The organism is Corynebacterium sp. HMSC067D03, from assembly GCF_001811185.1.
In the GTDB taxonomy this organism is placed as follows: Bacteria; Actinomycetota; Actinomycetes; order Mycobacteriales; family Mycobacteriaceae; genus Corynebacterium; species Corynebacterium coyleae.
Window position 1 is genome coordinate 22032 of the sequence record NZ_KV803805.1, and the last position, 16847, is coordinate 38878.

Sequence of the window (16847 nt, forward strand, 5' to 3'; positions counted from 1 at the left end):
CGTCACGGCTGCGCCGATGGGCAAACTAGCCTTCGAGCTCCACGACAATCTCGACCTCAACCGGGGTGTCCATCGGAAGAACAGCAACACCGACTGCGGAACGTGCGTGTGCACCGGCTTCGCCGAAGATTTCCTGCACCAGTTCGGATGCACCGTTGATCACGGCGGGCTGACCCGTGAATGCCGGATCGGAGGCCACGAAGCCCACGATCTTGACCACGCGGGCAACGTTGTCGATACCCACGTGTGCGTCCACTGCAGCCAGCGCGTTCAGCGCAGCCTGGCGGGCGTAGCCGTATGCATCCTCCTGGGATACCTCGGCGCCAACCTTGCCGGTGGCCGGCAACTTGCCGTCCACAAATGGCAGCTGGCCGGACGTCCACACCTGGTTGCCGGTGCGTGTTGCTGGGACGTATGCGGCCACGGGTGCGGCCACGGTCGGAAGTTCAATGCCCAGTTCTTTCAGGCGCTCAGACCACTGTGCCATTTACTCAACCTCTCGTTTCATGTAGGCGACAACATTGTCCGGGTTCGGACCCGGGGTGACTGCGACGAGTTCCCAGCCGTCCTCACCCCAAGAATCCAGAATCTGCTTGGTGGCGTGCGACAACAGCGGAACGGTTGCGTATTCCCATTTCTTCATGGGATTCACCCTACCTAGAGGCCAATAATTTCGCCGCCGCTGGACAGGTGGGTTGCCCAGTCCTTCACGTGCGGGTTCTTACGCAGTACTGCGCGGCGCTGACGCTCGGTCAGGCCTCCCCATACGCCGAATTCCACCCTGTTATCCAGTGCGTCTGCGCGGCACTCAGTCATCACCGGGCAGGCGCGGCAGATGGCTGCTGCCTTGCGCTGCTCGGCACCGCGGACGAAGAGTGCGTCCGGGTCGCCGCCGCGGCACTGGGCCTGGGTGACCCACTCGCCACGGTCGAAGACCAGTGTTCCCGTGGAGTCGCACTTCTTGGAGGTGGTCGGTCGCAGGTTAGTTGCCGGTGCCTTTTTCAAACTCGTGGTCATCGTGCGTCTCCTTAGACGTCCTATCCCTATCCGGAAGCGGAGCGGACTCCTTTTATACAATCGACCGCATATTAGCGATCCCATGTAAATGGAATCACACAGGAAATTCCATGTCGAATGCATCACATTTTTGGGGGGAGCATGGTATTCCCCCACGCCACAGATTGAATTAAGGTGTTGGCGTGTCTGCCCTGAAAAGCTTAGGAAACCTGCTGGTCGCCGTCGTCGCATCAGCGCTCGTCATGGCGTTATGCCTGGCGCCGATCGCAGGTCTTGGGGGTGCCGCAATTGCGCGTACCGACGAGACCATGCAGTCCAATCTCTCCGACCTCACCCACGGCGACGTGCCGGGCGTGACCACGATTACGGACGTCAACGGCAAACCCATGGCGTGGATCTTCAAACAGCGCCGCTACGAGGTGCCCAGCGAGCAGATCTCGCAGTACGCCAAGGACGCGCTGGTTTCTACGGAGGACCGCCGCTTCTACGTCCACGAGGGCGTGGATATGCAGGGCTTTGCCCGCGCGCTGGTGACCAACGTGCTGGCCGGCGGTGTGGAGCAGGGCGCGTCCACGGTGAACCAGCAGTATGTGAAGAACTACCTCTGGCTCATCGACGCGGAAAACGAAGAGGAAGCGCTCGCCGCCACCGAACAGTCCATTCCCCGCAAACTGCGCGAAATGCGCATGGCATCCGATCTAGACAAGACGCTGGAGAAGGACGAGATCCTTACCCGGTATCTGAACCTGGTGTCGTTTGGTCAGCACTCCTTTGGCATCGAGGCCGCCGCCCGGACCTACTTTGACACCAGCGCCGCCAAGCTCAACCCGGCACAGGCTGCGATGCTGGTGGGTCTGCTGCAGTCGGTGGAGGCGCTGAACCCGTATACGAACCCGGAAGGGGCGGTGCGTCGTCGCAACGTAGTGCTCAACAACATGGCCGCTCAGGGCTACATCGAGCAGTCCGAGGCCGACCGCTGGGCGGGCGCACCGTTAGGCATTCTGGACAAGCCGAAAACACTGCCGGAAGGCTGCATCACCGCCGGCGACAACGGCTTCATGTGCGATTACGCCCTGCGCTACCTGGCAGAAAAAGGCCTGGACCTGGACACCATCAAAAACGGGTCCTACACCATCAAGACCACACTCGACCCGAACATTCAGCAGGTCGCGCTCAACGCGGTGCGCAACAACGTCAGCCCGCACACCGCAGGCGTGGCGCAGGTGTTGGACATTGTGGAGCCCGGCGCGGACTCGCGCAACATCAAGGCGATGGTGTCTTCCCGCTTCTATGGCCTGGACCTGGACCAAAGCCAGACGATCCTGCCGCAGCCTGTGTCGCTGGTGGGCAACGGCGCAGGCTCCGTATTCAAGATCTTCACCGCAGCCGCCGCGCTTGAGCAGGGCTACGGGCTGAACTCCATGCTGAACACACCGGCGCGTTCCGTGGTGTACGGCATGGGCGCAGGCGGCGCCGCGAACTGTCCGCCGGGTGCATATTGTGTAGAAAATGCCGGCGTCTATGCACCGAAGATGAGCTTGCAGGACGCGCTTGCACAATCGCCGAACACCACGTTCATTGAGCTGATTCAGACCGTCGGCGTTGCCCCGGTCGTGGATCTGGCGGTGCGCCTGGGCCTGCGCTCCTACAAGGACGACAACTCGTTTGGGGACGGCCGCTCCATCGCCCAGGCCGCCAAGGAAGAAAACATGGGCTCGTTCACCCTCGGCCCCTTAGCCGTCAACGCGCTGGAACTGTCCAACGTGGGCGCCACCTTGGCGTCCAACGGGCGCTGGTGCGAGCCGAACCCGATCGCGAGCGTGACCGATAAAAACGGCCGTGAGGTCTTCATCGACCGGCCCGCCTGCGAGCAAGCCATCGACCCGGAGATCGCCGCCGCTTTGGCTGCCGGCATGTCGCACGACATTGTCGACGGCACCGGCGCCGACGCCGCAAAACGCAACCATTGGAGCGCACCCACCGCCGCAAAGACCGGTACGACCGAGTCGCACCAGTCCTCCGCGTTCCTCGGCTTCACGCTGGGCATGTCTGCGGCGCCGTACATCTTCAACGACGGCACCCAAACCACCCCGCTGTGCACCGCCCCGGTCCGCCAGTGCGGCGTGGGCAACCTGTTCGGCGGCAACGAGGCAGCCAACACCTGGTTCCAGGCCGCCGCTGGTGTGCCCGGTGCGGCCTCAGGCCTTCCGGCAGCGAGCGCGAAGTACCAGACCGGTGCGCGCCGCGCGGCCGTGGACTCCGTGGTTGGCCAATACTCCTCCGCCGCGAAATCCCAGCTGGAGGCCCAGGGCTACAAGGTCGTGTTGAAGACGGTGCCGGGCGGCGGTGCCCCGGCCGGCCAGGTTGTGTCCATCACCCCGGCGGACGAGTCGCTCGCGCGCGGCTCCACCATCACCCTGAACGTCTCGGACGGCTCGGCCCCCTCCAGCACCGCGCCGAGCCCATCCCCGTCCCCGTCTGCTCCCCCGAGCCCCGCTGCCCCACCGGCGCCGGACTTCAGCGGCATCGAGCAATCGCTTAACGACGCCCGCGACGCCATCGCCAACGCCTTCGGCAACAACTAACGCGGCTGGCTAGCTCAGGCGGGCCTTGACAGCCTCGGAGATGCGCTTGCCATCAGCACGGCCGGCGGCCTTGGCGGTGGCGGCCTTCATGACCTGCCCCATCTGCGCCATGGAGGTGGCGCCGGTTTCGGCCACGGTGTCGTCGATAAGCACTGCGAGCTCATCGTCCGTCAACTGCTTTGGCTGGTACGCCTCGAGGATGTTCGCCTCGGCGAGCTCGGTTTCGGCGAGATCGTCGCGGCCGTTGGTCTGGTAGATCTCGGCGGACTCGCGGCGCTTCTTAATCTCACGCGCGATGATCTTCTGAATCTCCTGATCATCGACCTCGTGCTTCGTGCCCTCGGTCTCAGCGGTCTGGATCGCCGCCAGCAGCATACGGATCGTGCCGGTGCGCTCCTTCTCCTTCGCCTTCATGGCTTCCTTGAGGTCTGCGCGGATCTGGTCTTTCAATGCACTCATGCCTGCGAGATTACAGTGGTGCGAGTGAAGACGTTGAAGAAAGCCGCCGCAGCCACCCTCGCCGCCGGAACCTCCGCACTCGCCTGGGGGTTCACCGAACGCAACAACTTCCAACTGCGCGAATACACCCTGCCACTGCTGGAACCAGGCGTGTTGCAGGGGCGCGGGGAGTTTCGGGTGCTGCACGTATCCGACTTGCACATGATCCCCGGACAGAAGGAAAAGGTGGAGTTCGTCTCCGGCCTGGACGCGCTCGACCCGGACCTGGTGATCAACACCGGCGACAACCTGTCGGACCTTGGTGGCGTGCCCTGGGTCCTCGACGCCCTCGGCCCGCTGCTCAACCGCCCCGGCGCGTTTGTGTTCGGCACCAACGACTACTGGGCGCCGCGCCCCGTCAACCCGCTGAAGTACCTCACCGGCGCCAAACGCGAACCGTCGTACGTGGACCTGCCGTGGGAAGGCATGCGCGCCGCGTTCATGGAGCGCGGCTGGCACGACGCCACCCATAACCGCCTGGAGTTCAAAGCCTCCGGCGTACGCCTTGCGCTGGCGGGTGTCGACGACCCGCACCACGACCTCGACGACTACCCATCCATCGCCGGCTCGCCGAACCCCGACGCCGACCTGGCCATCGGCCTCCTCCACGCCCCCTACCGGCGCGTACTCGACGCCTTCGAAGCCGACGGCTACCAACTTGCACTGGCCGGCCACACCCACGGCGGCCAGATCTGCCTGCCCGGCGGACGCGCCCTGGTCACCAACGCCGACATCGACCGCGAACGCGCCTCCGGCCTGCACCGCTACGGCCGCATGTGGATGGAGGTATCCAACGGGCTCGGCCAGTCCAAGTACGCACCCGTGCGCCTGTTCTGCCCGCCGTCCGCGTCGCTGATCCGGGTCGTCGAGCGCGGGTAGACCGGTTGCGGGGTGGTCGGTTACGGGGTGGTCGGTTGCGGGCTGGTCGGCCCGTCCGTTCGTCTGCCGCTCCGCTGCTTTGCCTGCTCCGTCTGCTCCGTCTGCTCCGTCTGCTCTGCCTGCTCCGCCGCAGGTCGCGCGAACTGCCTAAAAGACGATATCGGGATTTGGCGATTTTCCCGGAACGCGACCTGGGCTTTTGCAAAAACGAGGACGCAAATCCCGATATCGTCTTTTGTGGCGCTGGATCCAAGCCGCACCGCGCCACCGCCACGCCGCCGCCACACCGCCACCGCGCCACCGCCACGCCCCCACACCGGCAACAAAACGCACACAACCTGCCGTTTTGGCCAAACCGAACCCCAGGGGTATTGTGTTTCGAGTACCGCGGACAACAGTCCGAGATACCACCGGGATATGGCGCAGCTTGGTAGCGCGCTTCGTTCGGGACGAAGAGGTCGCAGGTTCAAATCCTGTTATCCCGACCAACACAACCCGCCTTCCGAGGCGGGTTTTCGCATTCGATAGTCCGTGTCGGCAGCGCCACGAAGATTTTTTCGCTCCCTGATCGAGTGCCCGTATCCTCCATCTTCGCCAGTCTCACGGTTTCTATATTGTGACGATTGGGTCAGAAAATGCTTGATTTAACTGATGTCAGTTCTATACTGGGGTTCTCGAGGGATTTGGGCTAAAACCCACCACCTCTCGAGCCGGCTGGGATTAAGTTCGCAGTCCCGGAAAGCGCAAGTGGTTGCGCGCTTCAAACTTGAGTGGCCTTTCATCCCTTCAGTGGGATGCGGGGGCCACTCTTTATTTTGCCCAGGCCACGCCCCCACGGCTTAACCCAAAGCTGGGCCTTGCCTCACACATCTACGATTTTTTGTCGCTCTTTTTGCTAGACCGCACATGCCGCAGATACACCAACGGTCCTACCACGGGTATGAACACTAGAAAGAGCACGATCCAGACATCCGACCATCCTCTGTTAGATCGTCTGTTAGGTTGCCTGAAAAATACAATCGCGCTGGCAACTAATAGCACCACAGCCACCAACGTGAGCAACATAAAAACGTAATCGACCGGTGATGGTTCCAATGGAGAAACTCCATTGCCTAGCAAAGCGGCTAACTGCATTTGTGAAATTTCCATTCACCCCTGGTTCATCACATTGCTTCTGACACGGTGTTTTCGCCCAGGATCCTACCCGGCAACGCCCCCACCATCGCGCGTTAACGCTGTCGCAACACGTCTTCCTGGACACTGAGGTGGTACAGCCCGTACACACACTCACACTCCGAGGAGGAAAACCATGACCAGCACCACCACCCGTATCGCCGCGTACGCAACCGCAGCAACGCTCGCACTCGGCGCTGTCGCCGCGACCGGCGCAGCCACCCCGGCCAACGCCGCTACCGTCGCAGCAAAGGACAAGGACGGCGTGTGCGCCGTGAAGCTCGCGCCGGCCGAGAAGCGTTTCATCCAGTCGTGGTTCGATGACTTCAAGGCGATCGGTGACTATGAGCAGGCCCGCGACCTCATCGCGGCGATCGAGCAGGTCTACCCCGGCGTTGTCGCGGAGAACGAGAAGGCGCTCAAGGGTGAGAAGGCGGAGTTTGGCAAGGTGTTGCCGGAGGGTCTCGTCGCAAAGTATGCGGATGCGCAGAAGACGATGAAGGAGTCGGAGCCGACGGTGAATCGCACGCTGGAGGCGATTGACACGGATTCGTGGCGCGTTGGCCCGGACACGAAGCGCGTGGAGACGCCGCTGACCGCGAAGGATGGCGACGTGTACAAGGCGTGGGCGGAAACGCCGTCCGGCAAGGTCGCTGCGAAGCGCATGCTTATCGACGACGCCAACGCCACCGCCGCCGAAACCTGCGCCAAGGGCATGCAGGCGGATGTGAAATACCCCACCGCCAAGATGGACACAGACGTGAACGTGCCGGCCATTGTCGGTGGGGTGATTGCGGCGCTGCTGGTCATCGCAGGCCTGTTCTTCGCACTGCCCCACTTCGGCATCAAACTGCCGATGTTGGGCATGTAGTTCTGGCTAGAACTTCGCGATCGGGCCGAGGGCGCCGTCCACAGCGAACGGTGCCAGCAGGGCGATCAGGGAGATCAGGCCAGCGAGACCTGCGATGGCCAGGGTGGCGATGAGCGCCGGGGAGTCGACGGAGGAGCCGGCGGCGGAGTCGCCCGCGGTGGTCTCCTCCACCGGCTGCATCTTGTTCTCAAAGGTCAGATTGTGGTTGACCGGATCGATGCCCAGCGCGTTCAGGCTGGCAAAGAAGAGGTCGGTCTGGTCGATCTGGCCGGTGAGGTTCGCGGCACCCGGGCCGGAGGCTGCGACACGCAGCTGCGCACCGGTGTGCTGCTGGCCGCCGAGCGCATCCTCGTCTTCGTTGGTCTTGGATGTGGCGAAGTTGACGGCCATGGTGGAGCCTTCAACCGTGGTCAGCTGAGTGACGCGACCAGCGGTGTTCTGGTTCTCGTAGGTGATCTGTGCGGTGTGAGCGTGGTCGGCGGTGGCGACGATCAGGGTCTCCTCACCGGTCTTCTCCACCCAATCCTGAACAGCCTGGACGGCCTCGTCAAGCTGGCCGACCTCGCCGATCAGGCCACAGGCGTCAGCCTGGTGGTCGGCCTTGTCCGGCGAGGCGGACTCGACCTGGAGCACGAAGCCCTTGTCGTTCTGCAGCAGCTCCAGCGCCTTGGAGGTCATGGCTGCCAGACGCGGAGTCTCAGCGGTGAACTCCGGGTTAGCAACGCAGGTGGCCGGCTCGAGGTCACCACCGTCGGTGGTCGGAATGGACTGGTTCAGCGCGCGCGGCATGTTGCCCTCGGAGAACAGACCGAGGACCGGCTTGTCGGCGTTTGCCTCTGCGATCGCGTCGAGCTCGGAGGCGTTAGTGACAACCTGGTAGCCATTGTCCTTCGCGTTTTCCAGGACAGTCTTACCTGCGGTCCAGGTGTTACCGTTCTCGCCCCACTGGCCGCCCTGGACGACCTCGGTGTTGAAGTAGCTGCGGCCGCCACCGAGGGTGACGTCTGCACGCAGGTCAACGATCTGCTCGGAGATGGAGCCAAGACCGCCGTTTTCACGCAGCTGCTCGCCCTCTGCGACCTTCTTGTCGCCGGACGGTGCGTAGTACGAACGCTTGATTGCGTGTGCAGCGAAGGCTGCCGGGGTGGCGTCCTGGATCTCGGCGGTGGTGACGTTACCGATCTTCAGGCCCTTGGCTTTTGCGATCTCGCCGAGGGTGGCAACCGGCTTGCCGGCGTTGTCCACGCCGACTGCGCCGTTGTAGGTCTTCACGCCGGAGTTCCATGCAGTGCCGGTTGCAGCGGAATCACCGACGTAGTTCGGCAGGCCGGTCTCCTTGTCCAGGGAGAACGTAGTCAGGTAGCCGGTGTAGTCCAGGTCGTCGAGACCCTCGAAGCGGCCTGCAGAGCCCTTGAGGTAGTTACGGGCAGCGGTGATTTCTGAGTCGCCGGTGCCGTCGCCGATGAGGAGCACGACATTCTTCGCCTTGGAGTTGTCGATACCCTGGCCCTCAGTGCCGAACTGTGCACAGTCGCCGACCTTCGGTGCCTCGCCTGCGGAGACGAGGTAGCAGAGCTGGTCGCCCGGCTTCGCCTTGGAGCGGTTGGCCAGCGAGATGACCTTGTTGTCCTTGTTGATCTTCCACGGCTTCTGGCCACCCTCGGTGCCGCCGTTGAGTCCGAGCGCGTTCGCCATAGCGTAGAAGGCGTCAGTCTGATCGAGCTGACCGTTGACGTTCTCGGAGCCCGGGCCGAAGCCTGCGATGCGCACCTGGGTGCCGGTGTGCATCATGGAGAAGTTCGGGGTGTCGAACGAGTCGCCGTTTTCCTTCTTGTCAAAGACCGGGTTGCCGTTCTCATCCAGCCACGGCTGGGTGCCGAAGCCGATGGACATGGTGGTGCCGTCCTTCGGCGTCTTCAGGCGAGTTACGGCGGACACTGACGGGCGGCCGTCCGGGATGATTTCCGCGGTGTGCGCGTGGTCGGCGGTGACAACGATCATGGTCTCACCGTCAGCCTTGGCAAAGTCGAGGGCTTCCTTAATAACCTCGTCGATTTGCTGGGTCTCTCCGATCATGCCGCAGGCGTCGGCTGCGTGGTCCGCCTTATCGATGGAGGCGGACTCGACCTGGAGGAAGAAGCCCTTGTCCGCCGACGGGTCGTCGAGAAGCTCGATGGCCTTCTTGGTCATCTCCGCTGCGGACGGCTCGTCGCCGCGATCAGCTTCCTTGCAGACCTCCGGCTCGGTGGTGCCATCGGACTTTACCGGCACGGTCTGCTCGAACTTGCGGGTCATGTTCTTGTCGTGGAACAGGCCGAGCACCGGCTGGTCCTGGTTCGCGACGGTGATGCCCTCGAGGCCCTGCTTGTCGTCGACAACCTGGTAGCCCTTGGCAATCGCGTTTTCGCGGACGGACTTGCCGGCCTCCCAGTCGACGCCGCCGTCGTTCTTGTCGGTCAGGAACGGGTTGCGGTTCTCGCCACCCTGCTGAACCTCGGCGTCGAAGTACTTGCGGCCACCGCCCAGGGTGACGTCGGCGCGGGTGTCGATGATCTGCTCGGAGATGGAGCCGAGACCGCCGTTTTCGCGAGCTTCAGCACCCTTGACCGGCTTCGCGTCGCCGGACGGCGCGTAGTAGCCGCGCTTGGAGATGTGCGAGTGCATCGCGCCCGGGGTCGCATCCTGGATCTCGGCGGTGGAAACGTTACCGGTGCGCATACCGGCGTTCTTCGCCATCTCCAGCAGGTTCTCGTGCGGCTTGCCGGTGATGTCAACGGACAACGCGCCGTTGTAGGTCTTCGTACCGGTGGACCAGCCCGTTGCGGACGCGGCGGAGTCGGTGACGTACTGACGCTTGCCGTCCTTGCCCACGGCGAAGGTCGTGTAAGCACCTGCCGCGGTCAGCTCGTCGAGGCCCTCGAAGCGGCCGTTAGCGCCCTTGAGGTAGTTACGAGCAGCAGTGATCTCCTGGTGGCCCATGCCGTCGCCCAGGATGAAGATGACGTTGCGTGCCTGGGCGTCGGTGTTGCCCTGGCCGCCCTTGCCGAACTGTGTGCAGTCACCCGGCTGCGGGGCGACGATGTTGCCGTTGGAATCGATGGAAATGCAGGTGTCCTTGCCGTTGAAGGACTGCTCCGCCGACTGTGCGAGGGAGGTAGGCAGGTTCGCAATAGCCAACGCAGAAGCGCTGACTACCGCGGTAGCTGCTTTTAACGAGAAACGCATGTTGGGTTCCTTATAACGAGAAGCCGAAGAATATGAAACGGTTTTTGAACCGCTGCACACGCTAAACACAGCAAATTTCTAATAAGGAACACTCAGGTGAATTTTAGGTAACGGCAGATGCGAAAAGGGCGGCACCCAACCTGGTACCGCCCTTCGCTTACGCGTTCAGACTACTTACTGGAGGAGCCTGCGTTCTCCGACGAACCTGCGTTCTCCGATGAGCCCTTGCTTGACGACGAGCCCGTCTCGCCCGAGGACGTCACACGCTCCGAGGAGCCCAGCACCGTCATGCCGTTGTCGAAGCCCTCTTCGCGGCAGGCCTGTGCAATCAGCACACCGGTGAGGCTGGCTGCAGCAATGACACCGAGCGCAATGCCCAGCGGCTGGAGCTGCTCGCCGTAGCCTGCGAACTGGCGGTTGATGGCGTCTGCCTTCATCTGCAGTTCGCGAGCCCACTCAGGCTGCTCCCACTGGCGGCCGCGGTTCCCGTGGCCCCAGTCGTGCTTCGGCATGGACTCCTGGAAGCGAGCGTTCAACTCAGCAGACGCCTGCTGGATCTGCGGACCGAACGCCTCGTTCACGCCGTAGCCAATGCCGGCGAGGACGCCGATCGGCAGCAGCCACAGAATCGGGCTGTTCTTCGCAAACGCGTTGGCCACGCAGCGCTTCGCCTTATCGGAAGAGCCTTGCGGGTCCTTCGGATCGGCAGGCGTCGACGGGTCAGTCGGCTCGCTCGGATCAGTCGGCTCGCTCGGATCAGCCGGCTTCTTCGTGCCGACCTTGATGATCAGCTTCTGCGCAGGAACCTCGACGACGCTGCCGTCTTCACGGTGGATGCGCTCGCCAGGCTTACCCGGCTGCACAACCTCGTGCTTGCCAGCTTCAAGTTCGGAGTCCTCGATGACCTCGTAGTCGTAGGCGATCTCCTCAGTCCAGCTGGTGCCCGCCGGCGGCTTGGTGCCAACGCGGACTACGCGCTCGACTGGCTTCTCCACCATCTCGGCGACAGGCTTGCCGTCGACAACCTTGATGGTGTAGCGGCCGTCCTTACCAGCAACGTCTTCGACTTCCTCGCCTGGCTTCAGGTTCGGGTCGTAAACGATCCTGGTGGTGTAGCGGACGTTGATATCGAGCTCACCTTCCGGCGTCGGCTGATCCGGGTTCTCCGGGTCAGTCGGGTCGGCCGGCCTGGTGCCGATGAGGATGACGTGATCCTGCTTCTCAACGAGCGTCTCTTCGGTGCCGTCAGAGTTGTGCTGAACCAGGCCGGGCTTACCTTCCTGTTCAACCTTGTGCTCACCCGCCGGGATGGTGGGGTCAAGCTTGACCTTCACCTCAAACGGGATCCGTTCCTTCCACTCCTGACCAGCCGGCGGCTTGGTGCCAACACGGATGATCTTCTCGACTGGCTCCTTCACGACCTTCACCGAAGGCTGACCATTCTCGACGGTCACCTCGACCTTGCCGTTCGCACCTTCCTGGTCCACGATTTCCTGACCAGGCTCGAGCGTCTCGTCGTAGATGATCTTCGTAGTGTACGGAAGCTCGACTTCCTTCGGCTCGACCGGTGGGGTCGGTTCGTCGGTCGGCGGAGTCGGCTGGTCCGGCTCATCGGTCGGCGGCGTCGGATTCGCAGGCTTCTTGGTGCCGATGCGGATGACCGCATTCTTCGGTTCCTTCGTGCGCTTCGTCTCGACGACTGGGTCGCCGGACGGTTTGCCGTCGACAAGCTTCTGCGTCGACGTCACGACCTCTTCGCCGAACTCGCCCTGCTCGATGACTTGCTTGCCCTCTTCGAGGTTCGGGTCCTCGATGACGTCAGTGCCGAACTCAACGGAACGGGTCGTGGAAGAGACCACGCTGTCGTCCTCAAGGCCCGGGCCGAACTCGACGATTCGCGGAGTCGGCTCGGTGCGATCGGTGACCTCGGTCTTGGTGGCTTCACCGCTGGTACCTGTGAAGGTTGCGGTGTAGGTGGCTTCGCCGTCCTTGCCTTCCTGAACAACCCGAACCTCACCCGGAGCGAGCTCCGAGTTCGGACGCAGTTCCGTCGGGTACGGGATGGGCTCCTTCCACTCCACCTTGTCGGTAGCAGTTGCCTGCTTGGTGCCGACCTTGATCACCTTGGTGACCGGCTCGGTGGTGGTGGTTTCGCTGCCACGCGTTGCCTCGACGACCTTGCTGTTCACGATCTTCTGGGTGATCTTGGTGATCTTCTCACCAGGCTTGCCCTCGGTGACAACCTTGTACTCGCCGGCAGGGATCTCCGGGTCGTACTCGATCACGGTGTCGAACGGAATCGGCAGCTTCTCTTCCAGCTCGTACGTGCCATCGGTCATGGAACCGACACGGACAATCTTCTTCTTCGGCGCCTTGGTCTGCTCGACGGTGATGCTCGGCTCGCCGTCTGGCTTGCCGTCCTTGATCTTCTGGGTCGAGGTGATCAGTTCCTCGCCCTTCTCGCCTTCCTGCTCGACCTTGGTCTGGCCGACCGGCACCGTGTTGTCCACGATGAACTCGGTCTCGAAGTTGACCTCGCGGGTCGTCTTCGACGTCAGCGTCTGGTCAGGAGCGGTCGGACCGTATTCGATGATCTCGTTGACCGGATCCTTGGTCTGCTTCTCCGTAGGGGTGACCGAAGAGTCGTCGCCCTTGGAGGTGAAGTTGGCCGTGTAGGTCTTCTCGCCCGGCTCGCCCTTCTGGACGATCTTGATCTCGCCCGGCTTCAGATCCTTGTTCGGACGGGTTTCAACCTCGAACGGAACTGGCGCCTTCCACTCGACCTTCTCAGAGGTCTCGGACGGCTTGGTGCCGACCTTGATCACCTGATCGACAGGCTGCTCGGTGATCTTCTCCTCAACGGTGGCCTCGCCATCCGGCTGGGAGTTGGTGACCTTCTGGGTCACCGTGGTGGTCTTCTTACCCGGCTTGCCTTCGGTGACAACCTCGGACTTGCCAGCAGGCATGTTCGGGTCGTACTCGATCTTCACACCAAACGGGACCTCAGACTCGACGGTCTTCTTGGTTTCACCGGTGGTCTTGGTACCGACGCGAATGATCTGCTTCGTCGGCTCCGCGGTGCGCTCAGTCTTCACGACCGGGTCACCCGAAGGTTTGCCGTCGACAAGCTTCTGCGTGGAGGTCACGGTGTCCTCGCCGAGCTTGCCTTCCTGATCCACCTTTTGCTCACCCGCAGCGAGCGTGTCGTCGAATACGACTTCGGTATCAAACGGCACTGGCTTCTTCACAGTGGTCACGAGCTCGCTCGGAGCAATGCCCGGGCCGTACTCGATGATGCGCGGCTTGGCTTCCTTGGTGGTCTCTTCCTCAGCAACCTGTGCCTCGGACCCCTTGGCGGTGAACTTAGCGGTGTAAGTCTTCTCGCCGTTCTCGCCTTCCTGGACGGTCTTCATCTCGCCAGGCTTGAGCTCCGGATTCTCGCGAACCTCAGTCGGGTACGGAATCGGGAACTTCCAGGTCACGTCCTTGGCACTCTCGGCAGGCTTGGTGCCGATGACAACGACCTCGTTCTTCGGCTCCTGGGTGCGTTCCCAAGTGCCGTCCAGGTTCATCTTTTCCTTGCCCGGCTCACCCTTGGTCTCAACCTTGTAGGTACCGGCAGGGACAGTGTCGTCGTACTTGTAATCGACCTGGAACGGAACCTCGCGCTTCGGAACGTCGATGACGTTGACCGTCGCGGTGGTGTTGTCCTTCGAGCCGTCCTCGTAAGTCACGATGACCGGAACGTCGATCTTGTCGCCCGGCTTCGCGGTCTCCGGCGCGGTGGAGATGACGTTGCCCTTGTCATCCAGGCCGACGATCCAGTCGCCGTTAGCCGTCTTCACCTTGTAGGTCGGGTTGCCGAACTCGTTGTTCTCACCCGTTGCCTCAAGGCCCTTGCCATTCGGATCAATGGTGAACGGCTTGTCCGGATGAAGGTTGATCTCTGCAGGCTTCTCGACGCCAATCGGCGAGGTCGCCGTACCACCCGGGTAGACCGTCTGCGACGGAACAACCGGCTCAGACTCCCAATTGTTGGTCAGCTTCACCACAGTGGTGACCGGGGCCTGGGTGGTCAAACCACCCGGCGCGTTAACGGTCACCGTGACGGTGTTCTTGTCACCTGGTTTAGCACCCGCCGGCGGGGTGGAGGAAACTTCACCGGTCTTCGGGTCAATGGTGTACTTCCAGCCGTTGACGTCCTGAGAAAGAACCGGCTTGCCATTCTTGTTTCCGAAGGAGAACGTGGAGCCGTCCGGCGTGTCCGCAACCTGGTGCTTCACTTCCTGCCCTGGAGCAGTGACCTGGACGTTGTAGTTCGCCTTGATGTCATCCTTGATAACGACGACAGTGCCAACAACAGTCTGAGGCTTCTGCTTGCCTTCATCGCTGTAGTGAGCCTGGACCGGAACGTTCAGGATGTCGCCTTCCTGCGCACCCTTCGGAATCGTGGTCGTGATCTCGCCAGTCTTTTCATCAACGTAGACGGTCCAGGTCTTGCCATCCTTACTGGTGAGGGTGGTCTGATTCGTGCCATCCTCGAAGGTGTAGCGCGTCGGGGCCTCATCGGTCGTATTACCACTCAGGCCGCGTTCCGGGATCTCTGGAGTGAGGCTGACACTCGCGTTCGGTTGGCCAGTCACAGTGTCGTAGGTCGGGATCTTGATGTCCACGATCGCCTGGAACTGAGTCTCGATCTCATCCGTGGTCTGGTCCGGGTAGGTTGCCTTGACCTTCGGAGTAATGATCGTGCCCGGTGCAACAGAGTCATCCGCCTTCGCAGTGACCTTGCCGGTCGCATCAACGGTGACGGTCCAGCCAGCAGGAACAGTGGACTCGTCGATTTCGAACTTAGCTGGGTGGACTGGCTTGTGGCCCTTCATGATGGACTTGGTGCCCACCTGAGCGGTGAGATCCTCACCGATTTTGCCCTTGGAAAGGCTCGGGCGCACGAGGTCCGTGACCTGGGTGTTGTTCGGGTCTACCACGACGAGGAGTTCCAGCTTGTCAGTGGAACCGTTGGAATACTCCACCGTGACCACAGGGCGCGCGAAGCTGCCTGGCTTCGGTTCTTCCGGAGCGGTGACGGTGACGTTGTAGTTTTCGTCCATCTCGACGGTCCAGCCGTCGTAGACGTACTTCTCGTCCAGCGAGACCTTGGCCTCGAAACCGCCGTCAGCCTTCTTCTTCTCCAGGTCCTTGATCAAGTCTGGGACCTGGGTGAAGGTGACCTTCTGCGGCTCGGTAGCCAGCGGGCCGGTCGCACTATCGACGCCGGAGATGATCGACGCGTCGGTCTTGTCGTACTTCGGTGAGTGGTACTCGGTGTCGTCCAGGGAGAAGGCCTTGGAATCAATGACGTTCGCCTTGTTGTAGCGTGTCAGCGAGTTGGAGCTGTCGAAGACTTGAGTGGTGCCAAACTCATTGTTGTTCTCACCAGCGGCCTGGAGCTGGTCCACGTTACGCGGCTTCGCCAGAACGGAGAAGTTCACGTTCTTGTCAGTTGCCAGGTCGGTACCGCGGTACTCGGGCCAGGTGAAGTAGATATCGCCGGTCTTGCTGTCGATACGCAGGAGCTGCTCGCCGCCGGATGCTGCCGGGTCCGTGGTGCCGATGAACTTGCCGTTGCCGTCGTAGGCTTCCACGACCATGCGGGACATGGAGTCATCCGTGCCACCGCCGGTCACAGCAGGAACGTTGATCTTACCGACCTTGGATACTTCTCCAGGGACAATCACGTGGTTCTCGGATACATCGGGAGTATCCCACGACACCGTGATCGGGTTACATTCAATGTTCTCGCTCGGCCACGGGTTTACGACGGCCGTGAAGAGCACGCTGCCTCCCTGGGTTGCCCTTGGTCCTTTAGGGTTTTCCTGCTTATAGTCACCCTGCCAGGCGTAACGTACCGGGTTCGCGGCAGTGGCCTCAGCGAACTGCTTGACTTTCGCATCGGTCAGTTTCGCGACAAGGTTGAGGTTTCGCTGTCGCCCAGAGCCATCAATCACGAGGGTTTCGTCGGCTTTGTGTGTGACTACCTTGTCGACGAGGGTCAGACCCGCATCCATGGCGGGAATTTGAGCCGCATCGAGGTACCCGCCCATAAGGCCTGAATTGGTAAAGCTCCAATCAGCGAACGTGCGGTCCTTCGAGTTATCGAAGGACATGCTCAGACCCCAGAGCTTCTTATCGGGGCTTTCGCCACCTGGCTCCAGGGTGTTCCAGGTAAAACCAGCCTGGCTGCCATCCGGCTCGACACTTTCGACCACACACGAACCGGCCGGCAGGTCGGAGGCCTTCTGGTCATCCTTCTCTACCGCGCCGGACTTGTCGCGGATGCCGCCGCTGAGGGTGGCAGCTGCAGCCTCCGGTGCAAGTGGGCCAGGTGCGACGACGCTCAGGCCGCCGAGGGCGAGTGCGATCACGGACGAGGCTGCGATGCCCGTTGAGGTTGATTTGCGTAGACGCCGAGATGATTCGGCCATGTGATACTCCTCTGTCGAGACACTGAACGTTGGCTGCGAAAGCAACCTCGTTATCAGGTATTCAAATTGTGACCTTTGCCTAGCTGGAACAGCTAAGCAATAGATGACATCACA

Annotated in this window: 9 protein-coding genes and 1 tRNA gene; 4 read left to right on the forward strand and 6 right to left on the reverse strand. The window is 62.0% G+C overall.

What is annotated here, in order from left to right; all coding sequences use genetic code 11:
* Positions 1–25 precede the first annotated feature (25 nt).
* The 3 genes from HMPREF2785_RS04320 to HMPREF2785_RS04325 are packed head-to-tail and all read right to left on the reverse strand — an operon-like array spanning position 26 to position 1017.
* Complete coding sequence (locus HMPREF2785_RS04320) at positions 26–487, reverse strand: RidA family protein (RefSeq protein WP_070483019.1); 462 nt, start codon at positions 485–487, stop codon at positions 26–28.
* Positions 488–643: a Sp36 family protein gene (locus tag HMPREF2785_RS11800; RefSeq protein WP_092101229.1), complete on the reverse strand. Its 156-nt coding sequence runs from the start codon at positions 641–643 to the stop codon at positions 488–490.
* A gap of 14 nt (positions 644–657) precedes the next feature.
* The gene (locus HMPREF2785_RS04325) at positions 658–1017 is read right to left on the reverse strand and encodes a WhiB family transcriptional regulator (protein WP_070453009.1); all 360 of its coding nucleotides are present in this window, start codon (positions 1015–1017) and stop codon (positions 658–660) included.
* Positions 1018–1199: 182 nt separating this feature from the next.
* Between HMPREF2785_RS04325 and HMPREF2785_RS04330 the strand changes: the two genes are divergently transcribed.
* Positions 1200–3602: a transglycosylase domain-containing protein gene (locus HMPREF2785_RS04330; protein WP_070421553.1), complete on the forward strand. Its 2403-nt coding sequence runs from the start codon at positions 1200–1202 to the stop codon at positions 3600–3602.
* A 9-nt stretch (positions 3603–3611) separates the two neighbouring features.
* Here the strand turns inward: HMPREF2785_RS04330 and HMPREF2785_RS04335 are convergent, their stop codons facing one another.
* Positions 3612–4061 (reverse strand): GatB/YqeY domain-containing protein, encoded by a 450-nt coding sequence (locus HMPREF2785_RS04335; RefSeq protein WP_070614334.1) that lies wholly within the window; start codon positions 4059–4061, stop codon positions 3612–3614.
* 33 nt (positions 4062–4094) lie between these two features.
* Between HMPREF2785_RS04335 and HMPREF2785_RS04340 the strand changes: the two genes are divergently transcribed.
* The 3 genes from HMPREF2785_RS04340 (at position 4095) to HMPREF2785_RS04355 (ending at position 7023) form a co-directional block, all read left to right on the forward strand.
* On the forward strand, positions 4095–4979 hold the full coding sequence (locus tag HMPREF2785_RS04340; protein ID WP_371440483.1) for a metallophosphoesterase: 885 nt from the start codon (positions 4095–4097) through the stop codon (positions 4977–4979).
* 411 nt (positions 4980–5390) lie between these two features.
* Positions 5391–5467 (forward strand) — tRNA-Pro (locus HMPREF2785_RS04350).
* Positions 5468–6288: 821 nt separating this feature from the next.
* Positions 6289–7023 carry a hypothetical protein gene (locus tag HMPREF2785_RS04355; RefSeq protein ID WP_070614337.1) on the forward strand — a complete coding sequence of 245 codons (735 nt, stop codon included), beginning with the start codon at positions 6289–6291 and terminating at the stop codon, positions 7021–7023.
* A 6-nt stretch (positions 7024–7029) separates the two neighbouring features.
* On the opposite strand, the gene HMPREF2785_RS04360 is transcribed toward HMPREF2785_RS04355, so the two are convergent.
* Together HMPREF2785_RS04360 and HMPREF2785_RS04365 are read right to left on the reverse strand one after the other, a co-directional pair.
* A complete protein-coding gene (locus tag HMPREF2785_RS04360) occupies positions 7030–10248 on the reverse strand; it encodes an alkaline phosphatase (RefSeq protein ID WP_070614338.1) in 3219 nt (1072 codons plus the stop codon).
* Positions 10249–10418: 170 nt separating this feature from the next.
* Positions 10419–16733: a G5 domain-containing protein gene (locus HMPREF2785_RS04365; RefSeq protein ID WP_083308846.1), complete on the reverse strand. Its 6315-nt coding sequence runs from the start codon at positions 16731–16733 to the stop codon at positions 10419–10421.
* Positions 16734–16847 lie beyond the last annotated feature (114 nt).